The sequence below is a fragment of the Mycobacterium sp. NGS11 genome (genome assembly GCF_059813315.1).
Map to the genome: position 1 here is coordinate 213,258 of NZ_JCALEJ010000005.1, position 18,818 is coordinate 232,075.

Sequence of the window (18,818 nt, forward strand, 5' to 3'; positions counted from 1 at the left end):
CGGCGCAGGAACCACCGTCGACTCCCCTGGACGGACCGCCACGCTTCGGTTGCGTATCCCTGCTCGGGATGGCGACGTACTCTGGTGGGCGTGCGACTGCAGCGACAAGTGGTGGACTACGCGCTCCGGCGGCGCTCACTGCTGGCCGAGGTGTATTCGGGCCGCACCGGCGTGTCCGAGGTTTGTGACGCGAACCCGTATCTGCTGCGCGCCGCCAAGTTTCACGGGAAACCGAGCCAGGTCATGTGCCCGATCTGCCGCAAGGAGCAGTTGACGCTGGTGTCATGGGTGTTCGGGGAACACCTCGGCGCGGTGTCGGGCTCGGCGCGCACGGCCGAAGAATTGGTGATGCTGGCAACCCGCTTCGACGAGTTCGCCGTCCACGTGGTGGAGGTTTGCCGCACCTGCAGCTGGAACCATCTCGTCAAGTCGTATGTGCTCGGCGCGGCGCGCCCGGCACCTCCGCCCAGGGGCACCGGACGCACGCGGACGGCGCGCAACAACGCCCGCACGGCCATTGAATAACGAAGGACGCCACAATCAGTCGTCCGGTGACCAGCGTGGGCCAGCGACTGAGCGTGTGGGCAATCAGAGTGCTGACGAGCGTCCGGGGCCCGACCGCCCGGCCGCCGATAGGCGGGATCCCGAGCGCCGGGAGCCGCCGCCGACGATCAACCGTCGCCGTCAGGCCCCGCCCGATGATCGGATGACGACGATCCTGCCGCCGGTCAGAGATGACCGGGCGCCCCGGCGCTCCGATCCCATCGAGGAAGTCAAAGCCGCGCTGGCCGGCCCCCCTTCGACGCCTCTGCGGCGCGACGCGCTCGACGAGGTCAAGGCCGCGCTGGACGGCCGGGGTCCGGCGTCCGGCCGGCAGGAGCGGGCCAGCCTCGGCGGTGGTCCGCCCGGCGGACCGCCCCCAGGGCCGCCGCGCCCCGGGCGTCCGGGAGGACCTGACGGCCCCGGCGGGCGGCCCGCCCCACCGTGGCGCGACTGGGCCTGGACCGAGCGGATCAACTGGCTGTGGGTCCGGCGCGGGGCTTACATCGGCGCGGCGGTGCTGGTGCTGCTGCCGATCGTCACGTTCGCGATGGCCTACTTCATCGTCGACATCCCCAAGCCGGGAGACCTTCGCACCAACCAGGTTTCGACGATCCTGGCCAACGATGGCTCGGAGATCGCGAAGATCATTCCGCCGGAGGGCAATCGGGTCGACGTCAACATCAACCAGGTTCCCGTGCATGTGCGCCAGGCGGTGATCGCCGCGGAAGACCGCAATTTCTACTCGAACCCCGGGTTCGATTTCAGCGGCTTCGCCCGGGCGGTGAACAACAACCTGTTCGGTAGCGGTGACCTGCAGGGCGGGTCGACGATCACCCAGCAATACGTGAAGAACGCGCTGGTCGGATCGGCCCAGCACGGAGTCAGCGGCCTGATGCGCAAGGCCAAGGAACTCGTCATCGCCACCAAGATGTCGGGGGAGTGGTCGAAAGACGAAGTGCTGCAGGCCTATCTGAACATCATCTACTTCGGCCGGGGCGCGTACGGGATTTCGGCCGCCGCCAAGGCCTACTTCAACAAACCCGTCGAACAGCTCACCGTCTCCGAAGGCGCGCTGCTGGCGGCGCTCATCCGGCGCCCGTCGACACTGGACCCGGCGGTCGATCCGCAGGGCGCCCGTGCGCGCTGGGCGTGGGTGCTCGACGGCATGGTGGAAACCAAGGCGCTGTCTTCGAGTGACCGTTCCGCGCAGCAGTTTCCGCCGACCGTGCCGCCGGATCAGGCGCGCGCGCAGAACCAGACGACCGGGCCCAACGGGCTGATCGAGCGTCAGGTGACCCGAGAGTTGATGGAGCTGTTCAACATCGACGAGCGCACCCTGAACACGCAGGGCCTGCAGGTCACCACCACCATCGATCCCAAGGCTCAGCAGGCCGCGGAGAAGGCGGTGTCGAAGTACCTCGACGGCCAGGACCCCGATATGCGCTCGGCGGCGGTCTCGGTCGACCCGCACGACGGCGCGATCCGCGCGTACTTCGGGGGCACCGACGCCAACGGTTTCGACTTCGCTCAGGCCGGACTGCAGACCGGGTCGTCGTTCAAGGTGTTCGCGTTGGTGGCCGCACTCGAGCAGGGCATTGGGCTGGGCTATCAGGTCGACAGTTCCCCGTTGACGGTCGATGGCATCAAGATCACCAACGTCGAAGGCGAGAGCTGCGGGACCTGCAACCTCGCCCAGGCGCTCAAGATGTCGCTGAACACCTCTTACTACCGGCTGATGCTCAAACTCAAGGGCGGCCCGCAGGCCGTCGCCGACGCCGCGCACCAAGCCGGTGTCGCCACCAGCTTCCCCGGCGTGGACCACACCCTGTCCGAGGACGGCAAGGGCGGCCCACCGAACAACGGAATTGTGCTCGGCCAGTATCAAACCCGGGTCTTCGACATGGCCTCGGCCTACGCCACGCTGGCCGCCTCCGGCGTCTATCACCAACCGCACTTCGTGCAGAAGGTCGTCAACTCCGACGGCCAGGTGCTCTTCGACGCCGCCAACTCCGACAACAAGAGCGAGCAACGCGTCCCCAAGGCCGTCGCCGACAACGTCACCGCGGCCATGGTGCCGATCGCCGCCTACTCCCGCGGCCACGCGCTGGCAGGCGGTAGGCCGTCGGCCGCCAAGACCGGCACCACCCAACTCGGCGACACCACCTCGAACAAGGACGCCTGGATGGTGGGCTACACGCCGTCGCTGTCAACGGCGGTGTGGGTGGGCACGGCCAAAGGCGATAGCCCGCTGGTAACCGCTTCGGGCGGAGCGGTTTACGGTTCGGGGCTGCCGTCGGACATCTGGAAATCCACCATGGACGGGGCCCTGAAGGGCACCTCCAACGAATCCTTCCCGAAGCCGACCGAGATCGGCGGCTATGCGGGCGTGCCGGTCGCGCCACCGCCGCCACCGCCGCCCTCGGAGACCGTCATCCAGCCCACCATCGAAGTGGCGCCGGGCATCACCATTCCGGTCGGTCCGCCCACGACGATCACGGCGGCGCCACCGGCGCCCGGCGGCCCGCCGGGTGGTCCGGACCCGGGCGGCCCATTCGGCGGCCCCCCGTTCGGTGGCCCCCCGGGTGGCGGCGTCCCGCCGGGTGGACCCCAAGCGCCGCAACCGCCACCGTGACCGACGCCGCGGAGCACGTCGCGACCACTTCACCGCAGCCGCTGGCGGCGGATCTGCGCAGCGCCGACACCCGAGATTGCCCGAGCCGCAACGACTTTCTGGGCGCCGCGCTCGCCGACGTCGTCGGTGGACCGGTGGGCCGGCACGCGCTGATCGGCCGCTCGCGGCTGATGACCCCGCTGCGGGTGATGTTCATGATCGGGCTGGTCTTCCTGGCGCTGGGCTGGTCGACGAAGGCGGCCTGCCTGCAAAGCACCGGCACCGGGACCGGCGATCAGCGGGTGGCCAATTGGGACAACCAACGCGCTTACTACGAGTTGTGCTACTCCGACACCGTGCCGCTCTACAGCGCAGAGTTGTTGAGCCAAGGCAAGTTTCCCTATAAATCGAGCTGGATCGAGACCGACTCGACCGGCGCCCAGCAGATCCGCTACGACGGCCGGCCCGCGGTGCGCTACATGGAGTATCCAGTGCTGACGGGGGTCTATCAGTACGTGTCGATGGCACTGGCGAAGACCTACACCGCGCTGAGCAAGCTCGCTCCGCTTCCGGTTGTCGCCGAGGTGGTGATGTTCTTCGATATCGCGGCATTCGGGCTGGCGCTGGCCTGGCTGGCCACCGTCTGGGCGACCGCGGGCCTGGCTGGGCGGCGGATTTGGGACGCCGCCTTGGTGGCGGGCTCGCCGATATTGATCTTTCAGATATTCACCAACTTCGACGCGCTGGCAACGGCATTCGCGATGGCCGGGCTATTGGCGTGGGCGCGACGAAAACCGGTGCCGGCCGGCGTGCTGATCGGCTTGGGTGCCGCGGCGAAGCTGTATCCGTTGCTGTTCTTGGGCCCGATGCTGCTGCTGGGAATCCGGACCGGGCAGCTGCGCGCGTGGGTCCGCACGACGGTGGCCGCCGGGGTGACCTGGCTCGTGGTCAACCTGCCCGTGCTGGTGTTCTTCCCCCGCGGCTGGTCGGAGTTCTTCCGGCTCAACACGCGGCGCGGCGAGGACATGGACTCGCTGTACAACGTCATCAAGTCCTTCACCGGTTGGCGGGGATTCGATCCCAAGCTCGGTTTCTGGCAGCCGCCGACAGTGCTCAACACCGTCGTCGCGGTGTTGTTCGTGGCGTGTTGTGCCGCAATCGCATTCATCGCATTGACCGCGCCGCAACGTCCGCGGGTGGCGCAACTGCTGTTCTTGGTGGTCGCGGCCTTCCTGCTGACCAACAAGGTGTGGAGCCCGCAGTTCTCGCTGTGGCTGGTGCCGCTGGCGGTGCTGGCTCTGCCGCACCGCCGGCTATTGCTGGCATGGATGACCGTCGACGCGCTGGTGTGGGTGCCGCGAATGTATTACCTGTACGGCAACCCCAACCGCTCGCTGCCCGAACAGTTCTTCACCACCACCGTGTTGCTGCGCGACGTCGCGGTTATCGTCTTGTGTGCGTTGGTGATTCGCCAGATATACCGCCCCGGCGAGGATTTGGTGCGATGGGGCGCGCGGGCGGACGATCCGGCGGGCGGACCGTTCGACCGCGCGGCTGACGCCCCGCCCGGCTGGTTGCCGGACTGGCTGCGACCGGTTGGGTCGCGCCGTTCGAGCATCCCGGCGTCCGACGACGAAGCCGACGAGCAACCCGCACTGGCAAGCGGCGCCAGGTCATGACGCAGGTCGCCATCCCGATCTTTCCCCGATTCACCGCACTCGACGCGGTGGGTCCGTACGAGGTCCTGCAACGCATTCCGTCGATCGACGTCGTGTTCGTCGGGCACCACCGCGGTGAGGTGCGGACCGAGAACGGAATGCTCGGCGTCAGTTGTGACGCCACCTTCGAGGAGGTGGGCGCTCCCGATGTGGTGGTGTTCCCCGGCGGCATCGGCACCCGGCAGCTGATTCACGACGAGGCCATCCGGGGGTGGCTGCAGGCGGTGCACCCCAACACCAGGTTCACCACCTCGGTGTGCACCGGCGCGCTGCTGCTGGCCGCGGCCGGCCTGCTCGATGGGCTCACCGCCACCACCCACTGGCGGGCCGCCGAACTCCTCAATGGTTTGGGCGCCCGCTACGTTGCGGAGCGAGTGGTCGAACACCTGCCGCAGCGGATCATCACCGCCGCCGGGGTGTCCAGCGGCATCGACATGGCCCTGCGGCTGGTGGAACTGCTCGTCGATCGCGAGGCCGCACAGGCGGCTCAGCTGCTCATCGAATACGACCCGCACCCGCCCTTCGACTCGGGCGCGCTCGCCAAGGCGGCTCCCGCGACGGTGGCGAGGGCCGAGGAATACCTGACCGCCCGGCAATAGCGAGGTTGCCAAATCGGCCGGATTTTTCTGGTCAGCCGACTATCCGGTAGCCTGATCCGGTTGCCGACGCAGGCGACCCTCCTGCCACGGAACGCCCGTGGCCGCTTGAGACCAGAGGAGGTGGTGAGGTTTCCATGCGTCCATACGAAATCATGGTCATTCTTGACCCCACGCTCGACGAACGCACCGTGGCCCCATCCCTGGAGACGTTCCTCAACGTCGTCCGCAAAGATGGTGGATCCGTCGACAAGGTCGACATCTGGGGCCGGCGCCGCCTGGCCTACGAGATCGCCAAGCACGCCGAAGGCATCTATGTCGTCGTCGACCTCAAGGCCGAGCCGGCGACGGTATCCGAGCTCGACCGGCAGCTGAGCCTCAACGAGTCGGTACTGCGCACCAAGGTGATGCGCACCGACAAGCACTAACAGCTTCGGCTGCGTCGCGGGTCCACCGTGGGTGGACTTGCGTAGGCTCAGCCAGGACACCGTCTCAGAAGCGGCCCCAGGAGGAAATTGTGGCTGGTGACACCACTATCACCGTCGTCGGAAACCTGACCGCCGACCCCGAACTGCGGTTCACCCCGTCGGGTGCCGCCGTCGCGAACTTCACCGTGGCGTCGACGCCGCGGATCTATGACCGCCAGAGCGGGGAATGGAAAGACGGTGAGGCGCTGTTCCTGCGGTGCAACATCTGGCGCGAGGCTGCCGAGAACGTCGCGGAGAGCCTCACGCGTGGTGCCCGGGTCATCGTGACGGGCCGGCTCAAGCAGCGCTCTTTTGAGACTCGTGAAGGTGAGAAGCGCACCGTCGTCGAGGTGGAGGTCGACGAGATCGGCCCGTCGCTGCGGTACGCCACAGCCAAGGTCAACAAGGCCAGCCGCAGCGGCGGTGGCGGTGGAGGCGGCGGCTTCGGCGGTGGCGGTGGCGGTGGATCCCGCCAGCAATCGGCGCCGGCGAGCAGCGCGCCCGCGGACGACCCATGGGGCAGTGCTCCCGCATCGGGTTCGTTCGGCGGCGGGGACGACGAACCGCCCTTCTGATTCGACAAAACTTCAGTAATAGAGAACGGAAAGAAAGACAGACATGGCCAAGTCCAACAAGAGGCGGCCGGCTCCAGAAAAGCCGGTCAAGGCACGCAAGTGTGTCTTCTGCGCCAAGAAGGATCAAGCGATCGACTACAAGGACACCGCGCTGCTGCGTACGTACATCAGCGAGCGCGGCAAGATCCGCGCGCGTCGGGTCACCGGCAATTGCGTGCAGCACCAGCGTGACATCGCCATCGCGGTTAAAAATGCCCGTGAGGTGGCGCTGCTGCCCTTTACCTCCTCGGCGCGATAGTCGCCGCAGGCCTACCGAAAGTACGAAACGATGAAGCTGATTCTGACGGCTGACGTCGACCACCTTGGCACCGTCGGCGACACAGTCGAGGTCAAGGACGGTTACGGCCGCAACTTCCTGCTCCCGCGCGGTCTGGCGATCGTGGCCTCCCGCGGCGCGCAGCGGCAGGCCGACGATATCCGCCGGGCCCGCGAAACCAAGGCCGTGCGCGACCTCGGGCACGCCAACGAACTGAAGACGGCGATCGAGGCGCTCGGACCGGTCTCGCTGCCGGTCAAGACCGCGGCCGATTCCGGGAAACTGTTCGGCTCGGTCACCGCCGGCGATGTCGTCGCCGCGATCAAGAAGGCCGGTGGTCCCAACCTGGACAAGCGGATCGTGCGGCTGCCCAAATCGCACATCAAGGCCGTCGGGACCCACCCGGTGGCGGTGCACCTGCACCCCGAGGTCGACGTCGAGGTCGCGCTCGAGGTCGTCGCGCAGAGCTAAGCACGCGACGTTTGCTCGTTGCCGGCGGTGGCCTTGATCGGCCGCCGCCGGGCTTCGTTGTACTGCGGCCGCGAGGGCGCCATCCGTTGGTGCGGATCGCGGACGCGCGCGCTGGCGAACAATTTCTGGGGTGCGTTTCCCGGGGGCGCTTTACCGGCCCGTAACGCTGGGAAAATATGGCGGAAAGCCAACACGCCCGGCGCAGTAACCTGCGGCGACACGCCGTAGAGATTCTTGTCCACACGATTTTGATGCCGTTGTATGGCCGGTATCTGCAGTGATGTCCCAACCCTTTGCATTAATCCACAGGTTCTCCACACCCCGCTCAACACAGGTGTCGACGGATATGCACACACGATGCACACCTTCATGAACAGCACCCCCTTTGCGTACTAGCCAGCAACGTTTAACGTCGTCCCGGCGCCGGGCGTACGGGTGCTGTGCGGCGCAGGTTGTCAGGGTCTTGACCTACGCCCGCTGTCGGCTATCGAATGTATGTTCGGATGCGTGAACCAGGGGAGGAGGGAACCCGTGGCGGTCGTCGATGACTTGGCGTCGGGCATGGATTCCCCGCCGCCAAGCGAGGACTTCGGGCGGCAACCACCCCAGGACATGGCGGCCGAGCAGGCGGTGCTTGGCGGCATGCTGCTCAGCAAGGACGCCATCGCCGACGTCCTCGAGCGGCTGCGGCCCGGCGACTTCTACCGGCCCGCCCACCAGAATGTGTACGACGCGATCCTGGACCTGTACGGGCGCGGCGAACCGGCCGACGCAGTGACGGTCGCCGCGGAACTGGACCGGCGCAACCTGCTGCGTCGCATCGGTGGGGCACCCTATCTGCACACCCTGATCTCGACGGTGCCGACCGCGGCCAACGCGAGCTACTACGCGACCATCGTGGCCGAAAAGGCGCTCCTGCGGCGCCTCGTGGAGGCCGGCACCCGGGTTGTGCAGTACGGCTACGCGGGCGCCGAGGGTGCCGACGTGGCCGAGGTGGTCGACCGCGCGCAGGCCGAGATCTACGAGGTGGCCGAGCGCCGGACGTCGGAGGATTTCGTTCCGCTCGAGGATCTGCTGCAGCCGACCATGGACGAGATCGATGCCATCGCCTCCAACGGCGGTGTGGCGCGCGGCGTCCCAACCGGTTTCACCGAACTCGACGAGGTGACCAACGGTTTGCACGCCGGCCAGATGATCATCGTGGCGGCCAGGCCCGGGGTGGGGAAATCGACACTGGGTCTGGATTTTTTGCGGTCGTGCTCGATCAAGCACCGGATGGCCAGCGTCATCTTCTCGCTGGAGATGAGCAAGTCCGAGATCGTCATGCGGCTGCTGTCGGCGGAAGCGAAGATCAAACTCGCCGACATGCGGTCCGGTCGCATGAGCGACGAAGACTGGACGCGGCTGGCGCGCCGGATGAGCGAAATCAGCGAGGCGCCACTGTATATCGACGACTCGCCCAACCTGACGATGATGGAGATCCGCGCCAAGGCGCGTCGGCTGCGGCAGAAATCCGACCTGCGCCTGGTCGTCGTCGACTATCTGCAGTTGATGTCGTCGGGCAAGAAGGTCGAGTCGCGACAACTCGAGGTATCCGAATTCTCGCGCCAACTCAAGCTTTTGGCCAAGGAGCTCGAGGTGCCCGTCGTCGCGATCAGCCAGCTGAACCGCGGTCCCGAGCAGCGCACAGATAAGAAGCCGATGCTGTCGGACCTTCGCGAATCGGGATCCCTGGAACAGGATGCGGACATGGTGATCCTGCTGAACCGCCCGGACGCATTCGAGCGCGATGACCCACGCGGAGGAGAGGCGGATTTCATTCTCGCCAAACACCGCAACGGCCCCACCAAGACCGTGACGGTCGCGCACCAGCTGCACCTGTCGCGGTTCACCAACATGGCGCGCTGACGTAGCAGTTACGCATTATCTGCGCGCATTGACAGCGCGCAGTAAGTGTCCGAGACGTTCGACTGCCGCTGGGTATTCGTGTTCCGACGGTGTCCCGTAGCCCACCACTATTCCGGCAGTGCCGGGGTCGCGGTGCCAGAACGGCGCCAACGCGGTTAGGGCAATCTCCTGCTTGCGCGCAGCGACCATGACGTCAGCCTCCGTTATTCCCGCGGGTAACGAGACGACAGCGTGAAGACCGGCGGCGACCCCATGTACCGACATCGCCGGCGCAGAGTCGCCGAGGGTGGCCAGTAAAGCATCGCGGCGCTGCCGGTAACGCCGGCGCATCCGTCGGACGTGGCGATCGAGCGCGCCCGACTCGATCAATTCCGCGAAAGCCAATTGGGCGAGGATGTCGGTGCCGCGGTCGGCGCGGCGCTTGGCCTCGATGACCGCGCCGAGCAAATCGACGGGCAAGGCGAGCCACCCCAGGCGGATGCCGGGAGCCAGAATCTTGCTGGCACTGCCTGCGTAAATGACATGCTCCGGGGCGAGTCCTTGCAGCGCGCCGACGGGATGGCGGTCGTAGCGAAACTCCCCGTCGTAGTCGTCCTCGATCACATACGCGCCGCGTTGCGCGGCGATGCGGGCGAAGTGGGCGCGCCGATCGGCGGCCAGCGTCGCCCCCAGCGGGGCTTGGTGGGCGGGGGTGAGGACGGCGGCCGCAATCGATGATGTGCTGAATCCTTCCGCCCGGGCGCCGCCGCGGTCGACGTCGAGGGGAACGACCTCGAGCCCGCTGGCGATGGCTGTCGGGGCGGTGATCGGGAAGGCAGGGATTCTCTAGGGCGATGGCCTGGGCTCCGGCGGCGGCGAGCGCGTCACACACCAGCCGCAAGCCCTGCGTGAAACCGCTGCAGATGACGATCTGCTCGGCGCTGGTGAGCACTCCGCGCACCCGGCCCAGGTAGTCAGCGAGCACAGCGCGCAGCCGCGGGGACCCGCGCGGATCCAGCGGACCGAGTTCGGAATGCGGGGTGACCTGGAAGGCTTGCCGCAGTGCGCGCAGCCACTCCGTGCGGGGAAACATGCTCAGGTCCGGGCGCCCTAGGCGAAAATCCGCGGCGATGCGGGGAGCAACCGGTTCGGCATCGGGCTGTGGCCGCGGATGCAACGCGTGGGCCACCTCGGTGCCCGCACCGGGCCGAGTACGCAGGTATCCCTCGGCCACCAGCTGTGCATAGCTCTCGACGACGGTTCCGCGTGCCATGCCGAGTTGCTCGGCCAGCGCGCGAGAGGACGGCAACCGTTCGCCGGCGGCCAGACGGCCGTCGCGGATGGCCTGCCGCAGCGCATCTTCGAGCGCCTCGCGGCGACCGCGGCTCGGCGCAAGCTCCAGGTGCAGGTCGACGCCGGTGCCGCTACTGGTCCACGAATTAGGCATCAAATTGGACCATACAGGCGAACCGGTTGCCTTGTAGTTTCGGACGCGTGATCGCGAAATCACCGCAGCGCGGAAGAGGAGTGGTGACCGCCCGACGCGTGGAGACCAAGGCGAGTTTGACTGCCCAGGTCAACGCAGCGCAGCGGGCAGCAGAAACGCTGCAGTTCGCTCGCCGTAGCCTCCTCGACGACCCGTACTCGCGGCATTTCGTGCGTCATCCGGCGTTGCGGGCCATGCTGGTTCACCGGCTGCCGGCCGGCGCCGCCGTGCGGGTGTTCGACCGGCTCTGCGGTGGACTCCACGCTCACATCGTGTTGAGGGTCCGCTACACCGATGACGTCTGTCAGGCCGCGATCGGCGATGGCATCGATCAACTGGTGCTGCTCGGTGCCGGGTTCGACACGACCACCCTGCGCCTGGCCGGGATCCCGCTGACCATCTTCGAGGTGGACGCGCCGACGACCCAGACGGATAAGCGCCCCACAATCGAGAGGCTGTTGCCGTCGTCCCGGGAGTGCCAAACGGTATGGGTGCCATGCGATTTCGAGCATGACGCGCTTCGCGAACGGCTACTCGCCAGCGGATTCGATCCGTTCAAGCGCAGCGTGATCGTGTGGCTCGGGGTCAGCCCGTACCTCACCGGCCACACGATCGAACAGACGCTTGCCGATCTCTCTGTCTTGTGCGCGTCGGGCAGTCACCTCGTCGTCGACTATGTCGATGCCGGGGTCATCACCGGCACCACCCGGTGGAAAAGCGCCCAGCGGGTGGCCCGGGTGGTGGCGCGGCGCGGCGAAGCGTACCGAAGTGGCTTCACCGCAGCAGAGCTGGACGCTGTGCTGGCGGCCCATGGTTTTGAGCGCTGCGAGCATGCGACCGTGTCCGCACTACTACAGCGCTATGACTCGGCGCATGCCAGCAGGTTGACCGGCGACGACTGGCTTGCGATCGCTTCGGCCCGCCGGGTCTGACCAATCCAACCGATCGAAACGAGGGAAATGACAGGAAAACTCGACGAACCAGCCTCAGCAACGGCAGCCGCATTCGTGCAACAATTTCGTGAGGTGTGGGCCGCACCCACGATCGGACGTCTGGACGCCCTGACCCACCCGGACGTCTGTTATACCCAACCGCTACTTGCCGACGTGCGTGGTCGCGAGCAGGCCAGCGCGTACTGGCGCCGAGTCTTCACTCTCATGCCGGACCTGCACATCGACGTGGTGAACTGGGCGGTTTCCGCTGACAACCTCGTCTACATCGAGTTCTTGATCAAGGGAACGCTCGGCGGCACGTCGGTCTCCGTTCCGGCGATCGACCGCTATGAGCTCGACGGGTCCGGACGGGTACGGCGGCGGATCTTGTATTGCGATGCGCTGACAATGGCTGCGTCGGTGGTGCGCCGACCCCGCGCGTTGGCGGCGCTGCTGCGGCAGGGTACGCGAATCATCCTTGCTGCGGGCATTTCCGCGATCCAGTCGACCCGGCGGGGTGGCGATCGATGACGGGGCCGACGGCGGCGGCTCACGAGCTAGGGCGGCGGCCCGAAGACGCCGCCGCTTTCGTCGAAGCCGTCGCGCGCGCGACCAACGAATGCCTCACCGACATGGTGTATGACATCTACGCCCCCAACGCGCGGGCGGTGATGATCACCGACGGCGCACGCGAGGAATCAGTCGGCGTGCACGCCATCCACGACGCGTACGCCAGGAATTGCGCGGCATTCAAAGCACGCCGGTTCACACTTGAAAAGCAGCTTGTCGCCGCCACCGAGGACACCATCGTCAACGAGTGGCGCGGTGGACCGCGCGGGCGCCACCAGGGTTGCGGTATCGAAGTCTGGCGATTTGACCACGAGGGCAAGGTGATCGACCTGCGCCTGTACAGCTACCTGAAAGTCCGGCCCACCCTGCACCCACTGCAGATACTGCAGCTGATGCTCGGCTCGCCAGGGATGACGCTAGCCGCCGGCTGGGCGAGACTTCGTCAACGCTGATTTGCGACGACTTTCGACCGATTACCTGTCACGCCGCGCTGCTTGATTGGACACACCGGCGCATCGAAATCAGCAAGCCGTACGGAACAACCTGTGCCGCAGGCATAGTCGGCAAGTTCCGGCTGGATCTCAGTTTCGACAGAATTGGCCCAGCGCTCCGTAAGCTGGGCTCGCCTGGCAATCGCCCTGGGCTGTACGCAAGGGGTTATCCGGGATTGAATGGTCGATGCAGGCCTGGCGGTCGACCGGATCGGTGATGCCGTCGCAGGGATCGTCGGCGTGCGCTTGTCCGTGGGATACACAAAGGGATGCCAGCGCGATGGCCGCCGCCGCCGACACCCTCGTTATTGCCGTCTTCATCTCAACTGCTTCCTCTGACCGCTCGGCTGTGGCCGTGTCGTCGTCACCAATACCAGTGTCGCACTGTCTTCGCCGAAACCGACCGAGTAAAGCAAACGCCCGGCATCAAAGAGATGCTCACGTAGGCGAGATCACCGCGCGGAGCTGCGTGATGCAACCGGACGCTCGCCAGCAGCAAAGTTTGCTCAATGTTCAACCGCTCGAGCTCCCCCTGTGATAGACCACTAAAGTGCCCCGGCACCGTTAGCCCGACATTGAAGGATTACCAGCATGGCTACCGTGCACGGCTTTGCCGCATCTGCTAACGACGTCGACCTTTGACGGGGCGGGCATGGACTTTTCGGCTCCTCCCGAGATCGCCTCAGCACTAATTCATTCTGGGCCGGGGCCTGGATCATTGCTCAGCGCTGCCACCGCATGGCGCCAGTTGGCGATCGAGCTGGGGCGCACGGCCTCGGATTACGCCAGCACCGTGGCCGCCACCCCCTGGCAGGGACCATCAAAGACGGCGATGACCCTCGCTACGGTTCCCTACATCGCCTGGCTAAACACGACGGCGATGCAAGCCGCTCAGATGTCGGTGGCGGCCACCACCATGGCCAGCTCATTCGTCGCCACCCAGGCAGCTGTGGTGCATCCGAGCGTCGTGGCCGCAAACCGCGCACTGCTGTCTCACCTGATTGCGACGAACTTCTTCGGCATCAACTTTCCGGCCATCGCCGCCACCGAGGCCCAGTACATGGAGATGTGGGCGGGTAACACGACCGCGCTGATGGCCTACCACGCCAGCAGGTTGCAGACCATGGCGATGCCGACATTCTCGTCTCCCGCCGCTACCACCAACTCAGCCGGCGTGGCCAACCAGCGCGCTGCCGTAGCCGCTGCACAGGCCGCTGCCGATCCGCCCGCGTTGAACCTTCCGACGGATCCTTTCTTCTCGAATCCCACCATCGGTTTCTTCCTTAATCAGGAAGCTAGCGTCGTCCAGAGCGGGTTCCCGTTCAACGCCCTTGCTGCGTTCACCGGAGGCCATGATTTCGTCCCCGGCCAGTTCCCAGACGTGCTGGCCCCCACCCCACGCAACCTCGCTCTCGCATACAACCTCACCGGTCCAGAGGCCGTGGGAGGCGTGCCCAACCTCTACGCTCCTCCCGCCGCTGAGGCCGGGGCGGTGGAAGCTTCGGTCACCGCGAATATGAGCAAAGGTTTGTATGTGGGCAACCTTGTGGTCCCGCCTTCGGCGGTCACCTCCCCGATTCAGTTGGCTGCCACCGAGGCCCCGTTGGTGGCAACCTCTGCAGAAGGCGCTCCGCTGATCCCGATGTTCGTTCCGCCGATGCCGCCGGGAGCGCGCAAGGCCCAGCGGGATAAGCCGGACGAGAAAGGTTATGGACCGCCGATCTTTGGCAACATCATGCGGCGGCCTCCGTCAGGGGGCTGAGAGGTCGGACGGCGAACGTCCTGGCCAATTGCTGTCGACCATCGCTGCACCAAGCCAACGCTTTCGGACTTCCGGTTCACCACCTACCGACCTCGTCGCCTTTGCCACGCGAGAGCACCTGCCGCGAAACACGTTGCTAAGACCGTCGATTCAGAACGCCATGTCGTAGCAGACCCACAGCAGCGGGCCGACCACGATGAATGCCAGCAGGGTGACCCCCCCGACGATCCGCCACGCGATGGTCGAGCGGAAGATCACCGCCGTCACCGCCGAAGCGGTCGCCAGGACTGTCAACACGGCCGCGATCACAACTTCGGTGCGCGCTGACTGCACTGCGGCTTCGGACAGCGGCGGGAAGAAGCCGGCTTCCAATTTGAACGCCAGAGCTTGATTGCTCTCGGCGATCAACAACAGCGAAAGCGCGAGCATCATCGCCGCCAAACCGGCCAGCGACAGGCAGGCTCCAAAGATGTTGCGGTTGCGGGGCTCGATCGGGCCCGTGTAGTGGGGCATCTCGTCCACACCCAGATCGTAGGGGCTAGAGCCACGGCGGCGCGGAAGAGGCAAAGCCGGGGCGTTGTTGGCCGAGGTGTAGCCCGTGCGTGACCTTGCCGCGACGGCGGCGCAGGACGCTCAACACGTGACGGTAATCGCGGCCATCGCCGCGCTCGCGATAGCAGCATGCATCGGCTACTACCTCGGACGGCGTACGGCCTCGACACCGCCGAGCTGGAAGAAGCGAACGAGTCGGATCGCGCTGGGCAGGCAAGCCTTCAACCTGCTCGCGATGATCGCTGCGCGCCGGATCCAGCAGCGGTTCCAAGCGGTCCCAGGCATGGCCGCCGGATGGGGGTTGAGAGCCATTGCGCCGCTTCAGGTTCGACACGGTGCAGTGGCGCGGCTGCGGCCCTACTAGGGTGCACTGATATGGCTGTACTGCAGGGCAAAGTGGCGTTGGTGACCGGCGCGTCGTCGGGCCTGGGCGCCGAAACGGCGAAATTGTTTTCCCGCGAGGGAGCAACGGTTTTCGGTATCGGCCGCGATGCGGATCGCTTGGCCGCCGGGTTCGCCGCCGTCGAGCGGGGCAAATTCGCGTCGGTAGACATCGGTTCGGCGCGGGCCTGCCGGGACGCGGTCGAGCAGTGTGTCCGTGATTTCGGTGGACTCGACGTCCTTGTCAACGTCGCCGGGCGACACCAGATGCGCCGCACGGAGTCGATGACCGACGATGACTGGGAACAAGACCTTGCGGTCAACCTCAACGGGCCTTTCTACCTCTGCAGGGCGGCGCTGCCTCATCTACTGGAACGCGGCGGCAGCATCGTCAACGTCAGCTCCATCGCCGGCGTCGAGGGGCAGGCGTATTCGGCCGGCTACTGCGCCGCCAAGCACGGCCTGATCGGCCTCACCCGCGCGCTGGCCGTGGAATACACCGCGGATCGGTTGCGCGTCAACGCGGTATGCCCCGGTGGCATGCTCACGCCGCAGATCGAACAATTCAGCGCGCCAGACAATCCCAACTACAACCTGATCATGCGCACGGCCGCACCGCGCGGCATGATGCAACCCCTCGACATCGCCAACGTGATCGCCTTCCTCGCCAGCGACGCCGCGACCGCCATCCATGGGGCTGTCTATCGGGTCGACAACGGTAAAGGCGCCGGCTAGGAAACGGTCAGCACACAGGCCGCTACGGCCCGTCATTACCAGAGCAGCGCGTCGAACATGAGCGCGGTGCCGGCGGCTGTGGAGGCCTGGTAGAGCGGTTCCCACCGAAACGGCCGCGCGGTCGTCGGCACCAGGGTCGTGCGGCGTTCGCCGACGAAGCGGTACGACCAATACAGTGCAACCGCGGCAAACCCAGCCATCAGCATCCAGTTCGCGGCGGCGATCCAAGAGAATTCCGCCGGCGCTGCTGGCATTTCGGGTGAGGGCACCTTCATCCCTGGCATGTTCATAGCCGTCGAGTCGGGCCGTGAGTGAAGGCGTGCGGGAACACCCGACAGGACTCCGCTCATCAGCGCGTACATCCATGCCATCGCCCCCATCATCGCCGCGTAGTAGCACATTTTCAGTCGCTGACGGGATACTGGCTGGGCCCACACGGCGGTGCCCACGAACCAGACCCCGGCAAGAAGAAAGAACAGAATCGGCCCTGCCGCCGGGAGGTCGACCCCCACGCGCCACACCATCGAAACCATCGCCATCGACATCGTCAGGTGTATCAGGTGATTGACCGTCCCCGTCCATTGATCGCGTTGTGCGACAGCGACATACGCATACATCGCGACGCTGACGCCGAATAGGACCGTGACGGCCCAGCGCAGCGCCGGGTCACCGATCATGGCATGCAACATCGTGATATTACGAACACCGCCTGCGGCACCGCAGCCTTGCAGCGAACCTGCGTTGCGTACATGGCGCCACCGTACCCCTATGGGGTATTTGATCCAACCGCCGTCAAAGGGTGTCGGCGAATAGCCGCCAGCCTGGCGCACGTGCCCGGGGGCGGTAACGGTTCGAGCACGTTTCGGTCACCCCCCGACACGTCGTGTGGCACTACGGGTCTCGTGGTCGACAATTCGGGCATGACGCAATCGCGGGAGTCCGACGATGGCGCGTGAAATCTCGCGGCAGGCGTTTTTGCGGGGCGCCGTCGGCGCGTTGGCCACCGGCGCCGTCCTCGGCGCGCCCCGGGTGGCCGCCGATCCGAGACCTACCGGGTGGGAAAGCCTGTCCACCGCCCTCGGCGGGAAGGTGCTGCTTCCGGATAGCCCCCAATTTGCCGGGGCCAAGCAGGTTTTCAATACCAACTACAACGGGTTGACGCCGGCGGCAGTCGTCGCACCCACGTCCGCGGCCGACGTGCAGAAGGCGATGGCGTTCGCGGCCGCCCACAACCTCAAGGTCGCCCCACGCAGCGGCGGCCATTCCTACATCGGCGCCTCGACCGCCAACGGCGCCATGGTGCTCGACCTGCGCCAACTGCCCGGGGACGCCAATTACGACGCCGCAACGGGGCAGGTGACGGTGACGCCCGCGACGAGTCTGTACACGATGCACCGGACGCTGGCCGCGGCCGGCCGCGGCGTGCCGACGGGCACCTGTCCCTCGGTCGGTGCCGCGGGGCACGCGTTGGGCGGCGGCATGGGGGCCCAGTCACGGCATGCGGGCCTGCTGTGCGACCAGTTGACGTCGGCGTCGGTGGTGCTGCCCAGCGGTCAAGCTGTGACAGCATCCGCCGCCAGCAACCCCGACCTATTCTGGGCGCTGCGCGGTGGCGGTGGCGGCAACTTCGGTGTGACGACCTCGCTCACGTTCGCCACGTTTCCCACCAAGGACGTCGACGTCGTCAACCTCAACTTTCCGCCGCAGTCCTTCGCGCAGGTTCTCGTCGGTTGGCAGAACTGGTTACGCACCGCCGATCGCAGCAGTTGGGCGCTGGCGGACGCCACCGTCGACGCGACGGGGATGCATTGCCGGATCCTGGCGACCTGCCCGGCCGGATCGGGAAACAGCGCCGCGGCCGCGATCACCCAAGCGGTGGGACTGCAGCCGTCGGGTACCGAGAACCACACCCTCAACTACATGGATCTGGTGAATTATCTGGCCGTCGGGAACCTCAACCCGTCTCCGCTCGGGTATGTCGGCGGATCCGACGTGTTCGCCACCGTCAACGCGGGCGTGGCACAGGGGATCGCCGCGGCGGTCAATGCCTTTCCCCGCGGAGCCGGCCGCATGCTGGCCATCATGCACGCGCTGGACGGCGCCCTCGCCACGGTGGCGCCAGGCGCCACCGCCTTTCCATGGCGCCGGCAGTCGGCGCTGGTGCAGTGGTATGTGGAGACGGGCGATCCGGCGGCCGCGACCAATTGGCTCAGCACGGCACATCAAGCGGTGCAACAGTATTCGGTCGGCGGCTACGTGAATTACCTCGAGACCAACCAGCCGCCCTCGCGCTACTTCGGCCCGAACCTCTCGCAGCTGAGTGCCGTGCGGCAGAAGTACGATCCCGGGCGGGTCATGTATTCGGGGCTGAATTTTTAGCCGCGCAACGCCACCGGACGCCGGCACCGCGGGCGGCTCAACCTCGATGATTAGCGGGGCTCGGCACTGGGTACTTCCAGTGTGTCTGTGGCAAGTTCAGGGGGTTGGCGAATGGCAATCGAGCACGGTCGTGCGCGGTGCCCGCGGTGCATGGCGTGGGCGCAGTACCGGTTTCTCGAGCGGGATGACGCCAAGCTCGAATATCAGGTGGATTGCGATGCATGCGGGAGCCAATACTCCGAGGTGACCATCGCATCGAGCATCACCACGCCGGCCGCCTGAGCGGCCCGCTCGACCACCGTTTCACGCCGAAGCGGTGGTCGTGACCTGCTACGTTACGAATCTC

Annotated in this window: 21 protein-coding genes and 1 pseudogene; 17 read left to right on the forward strand and 5 right to left on the reverse strand. The window is 66.3% G+C overall.

Annotation, left to right across the window (positions count from 1 at the left end; translation table 11 throughout):
* The first annotated feature begins 90 nt into the window (after positions 1-90).
* The 8 genes from AC5Y4T_RS09430 to rplI all read left to right on the forward strand — a co-directional run bounded on the left by AC5Y4T_RS09430 (position 91) and on the right by rplI (position 7,297).
* Positions 91-525 (forward strand): DUF5318 domain-containing protein, encoded by a 435-nt coding sequence (locus AC5Y4T_RS09430; RefSeq protein ID WP_499917371.1) that lies wholly within the window; start codon positions 91-93, stop codon positions 523-525.
* Positions 518-3,175: a transglycosylase domain-containing protein gene (locus AC5Y4T_RS09435; protein WP_499952803.1), complete on the forward strand. Its 2,658-nt coding sequence runs from the start codon at positions 518-520 to the stop codon at positions 3,173-3,175. The genes AC5Y4T_RS09430 and AC5Y4T_RS09435 overlap by 8 nt, the downstream gene beginning before the upstream one ends.
* A complete protein-coding gene (locus AC5Y4T_RS09440; protein WP_499952804.1) occupies positions 3,172-4,833 on the forward strand; it encodes a glycosyltransferase family 87 protein in 1,662 nt (553 codons plus the stop codon). The genes AC5Y4T_RS09435 and AC5Y4T_RS09440 overlap by 4 nt, the downstream gene beginning before the upstream one ends.
* Positions 4,830-5,471 (forward strand): DJ-1/PfpI family protein, encoded by a 642-nt coding sequence (locus AC5Y4T_RS09445; protein ID WP_499952805.1) that lies wholly within the window; start codon positions 4,830-4,832, stop codon positions 5,469-5,471. Before AC5Y4T_RS09440 ends, AC5Y4T_RS09445 begins: the two co-directional genes overlap by 4 nt.
* Positions 5,472-5,605: 134 nt before the next feature.
* Entirely contained in the window at positions 5,606-5,896 is a 291-nt protein-coding gene (gene rpsF / locus AC5Y4T_RS09450; RefSeq protein ID WP_007771721.1) for a 30S ribosomal protein S6, read from the forward strand.
* Positions 5,897-5,985: 89 nt separating this feature from the next.
* Complete coding sequence (locus tag AC5Y4T_RS09455) at positions 5,986-6,510, forward strand: single-stranded DNA-binding protein (RefSeq protein WP_499917367.1); 525 nt, start codon at positions 5,986-5,988, stop codon at positions 6,508-6,510.
* A 43-nt stretch (positions 6,511-6,553) separates the two neighbouring features.
* The gene (gene rpsR / locus AC5Y4T_RS09460; protein WP_003874730.1) at positions 6,554-6,808 is read left to right on the forward strand and encodes a 30S ribosomal protein S18; all 255 of its coding nucleotides are present in this window, start codon (positions 6,554-6,556) and stop codon (positions 6,806-6,808) included.
* A gap of 30 nt (positions 6,809-6,838) precedes the next feature.
* Positions 6,839-7,297, forward strand: coding sequence for a 50S ribosomal protein L9 (gene rplI, locus AC5Y4T_RS09465; protein ID WP_065029504.1), 459 nt, complete (start codon positions 6,839-6,841; stop codon positions 7,295-7,297).
* Here rplI and AC5Y4T_RS09470 read toward each other — a convergent pair.
* Positions 7,294-7,539, reverse strand: a complete 246-nt coding sequence (locus AC5Y4T_RS09470) for a hypothetical protein (RefSeq protein ID WP_499917366.1) — start codon at positions 7,537-7,539, stop codon at positions 7,294-7,296. The genes rplI and AC5Y4T_RS09470 overlap by 4 nt on opposite strands.
* Positions 7,540-7,828: 289 nt before the next feature.
* On the opposite strand from AC5Y4T_RS09470, the gene dnaB reads away from it, so the two are divergent.
* The gene (dnaB, locus tag AC5Y4T_RS09475) at positions 7,829-9,205 is read left to right on the forward strand and encodes a replicative DNA helicase (RefSeq protein WP_499917365.1); all 1,377 of its coding nucleotides are present in this window, start codon (positions 7,829-7,831) and stop codon (positions 9,203-9,205) included.
* 15 nt (positions 9,206-9,220) lie between these two features.
* Here the strand turns inward: dnaB and AC5Y4T_RS09480 are convergent, their stop codons facing one another.
* The gene (locus tag AC5Y4T_RS09480; RefSeq protein ID WP_499952885.1) at positions 9,221-10,027 is read right to left on the reverse strand and encodes an aminotransferase-like domain-containing protein; all 807 of its coding nucleotides are present in this window, start codon (positions 10,025-10,027) and stop codon (positions 9,221-9,223) included.
* A gap of 403 nt (positions 10,028-10,430) precedes the next feature.
* Positions 10,431-10,631 (reverse strand): annotated as a pseudogene (locus tag AC5Y4T_RS09485) (GntR family transcriptional regulator); the annotation flags it as partial.
* Between the two features lie 83 nt (positions 10,632-10,714).
* Here AC5Y4T_RS09485 and AC5Y4T_RS09490 point away from each other — a divergent pair.
* The 4 genes from AC5Y4T_RS09490 (at position 10,715) to AC5Y4T_RS09505 (ending at position 14,425) form a co-directional block, all read left to right on the forward strand.
* Entirely contained in the window at positions 10,715-11,602 is an 888-nt protein-coding gene (locus tag AC5Y4T_RS09490; RefSeq protein ID WP_499952806.1) for a class I SAM-dependent methyltransferase, read from the forward strand.
* Positions 11,603-11,629: 27 nt separating this feature from the next.
* Positions 11,630-12,133 carry a nuclear transport factor 2 family protein gene (locus AC5Y4T_RS09495; protein WP_499917359.1) on the forward strand — a complete coding sequence of 168 codons (504 nt, stop codon included), beginning with the start codon at positions 11,630-11,632 and terminating at the stop codon, positions 12,131-12,133.
* Positions 12,130-12,624, forward strand: a complete 495-nt coding sequence (locus AC5Y4T_RS09500) for a nuclear transport factor 2-like protein (protein WP_499952807.1) — start codon at positions 12,130-12,132, stop codon at positions 12,622-12,624. Before AC5Y4T_RS09495 ends, AC5Y4T_RS09500 begins: the two co-directional genes overlap by 4 nt.
* Before the next feature lie 691 nt (positions 12,625-13,315).
* Positions 13,316-14,425 carry a PPE family protein gene (locus tag AC5Y4T_RS09505; protein ID WP_499952808.1) on the forward strand — a complete coding sequence of 370 codons (1,110 nt, stop codon included), beginning with the start codon at positions 13,316-13,318 and terminating at the stop codon, positions 14,423-14,425.
* A gap of 150 nt (positions 14,426-14,575) precedes the next feature.
* Here AC5Y4T_RS09505 and AC5Y4T_RS09510 read toward each other — a convergent pair whose 3' ends face one another.
* The gene (locus AC5Y4T_RS09510; protein ID WP_499917356.1) at positions 14,576-14,947 is read right to left on the reverse strand and encodes a hypothetical protein; all 372 of its coding nucleotides are present in this window, start codon (positions 14,945-14,947) and stop codon (positions 14,576-14,578) included.
* Between the two features lie 118 nt (positions 14,948-15,065).
* On the opposite strand from AC5Y4T_RS09510, the gene AC5Y4T_RS09515 reads away from it, so the two are divergent.
* Both AC5Y4T_RS09515 and AC5Y4T_RS09520 read left to right on the forward strand, forming a co-directional pair.
* The gene (locus AC5Y4T_RS09515; RefSeq protein WP_499952886.1) at positions 15,066-15,341 is read left to right on the forward strand and encodes a hypothetical protein; all 276 of its coding nucleotides are present in this window, start codon (positions 15,066-15,068) and stop codon (positions 15,339-15,341) included.
* Positions 15,342-15,352: 11 nt separating this feature from the next.
* Positions 15,353-16,093 carry an SDR family NAD(P)-dependent oxidoreductase gene (locus AC5Y4T_RS09520; RefSeq protein ID WP_499952809.1) on the forward strand — a complete coding sequence of 247 codons (741 nt, stop codon included), beginning with the start codon at positions 15,353-15,355 and terminating at the stop codon, positions 16,091-16,093.
* A 35-nt stretch (positions 16,094-16,128) separates the two neighbouring features.
* Here AC5Y4T_RS09520 and AC5Y4T_RS09525 read toward each other — a convergent pair whose 3' ends face one another.
* Positions 16,129-16,770 (reverse strand): DUF5134 domain-containing protein, encoded by a 642-nt coding sequence (locus tag AC5Y4T_RS09525; protein WP_499917673.1) that lies wholly within the window; start codon positions 16,768-16,770, stop codon positions 16,129-16,131.
* A 268-nt stretch (positions 16,771-17,038) separates the two neighbouring features.
* Here AC5Y4T_RS09525 and AC5Y4T_RS09530 point away from each other — a divergent pair, with 268 nt between their 5' ends.
* Together AC5Y4T_RS09530 and AC5Y4T_RS09535 are read left to right on the forward strand one after the other, a co-directional pair.
* The gene (locus AC5Y4T_RS09530) at positions 17,039-18,472 is read left to right on the forward strand and encodes an FAD-dependent oxidoreductase (protein WP_499952810.1); all 1,434 of its coding nucleotides are present in this window, start codon (positions 17,039-17,041) and stop codon (positions 18,470-18,472) included.
* 111 nt (positions 18,473-18,583) lie between these two features.
* A complete protein-coding gene (locus tag AC5Y4T_RS09535) occupies positions 18,584-18,754 on the forward strand; it encodes a hypothetical protein (RefSeq protein ID WP_499952896.1) in 171 nt (56 codons plus the stop codon).
* The last annotated feature ends 64 nt before the right edge of the window (positions 18,755-18,818 follow it).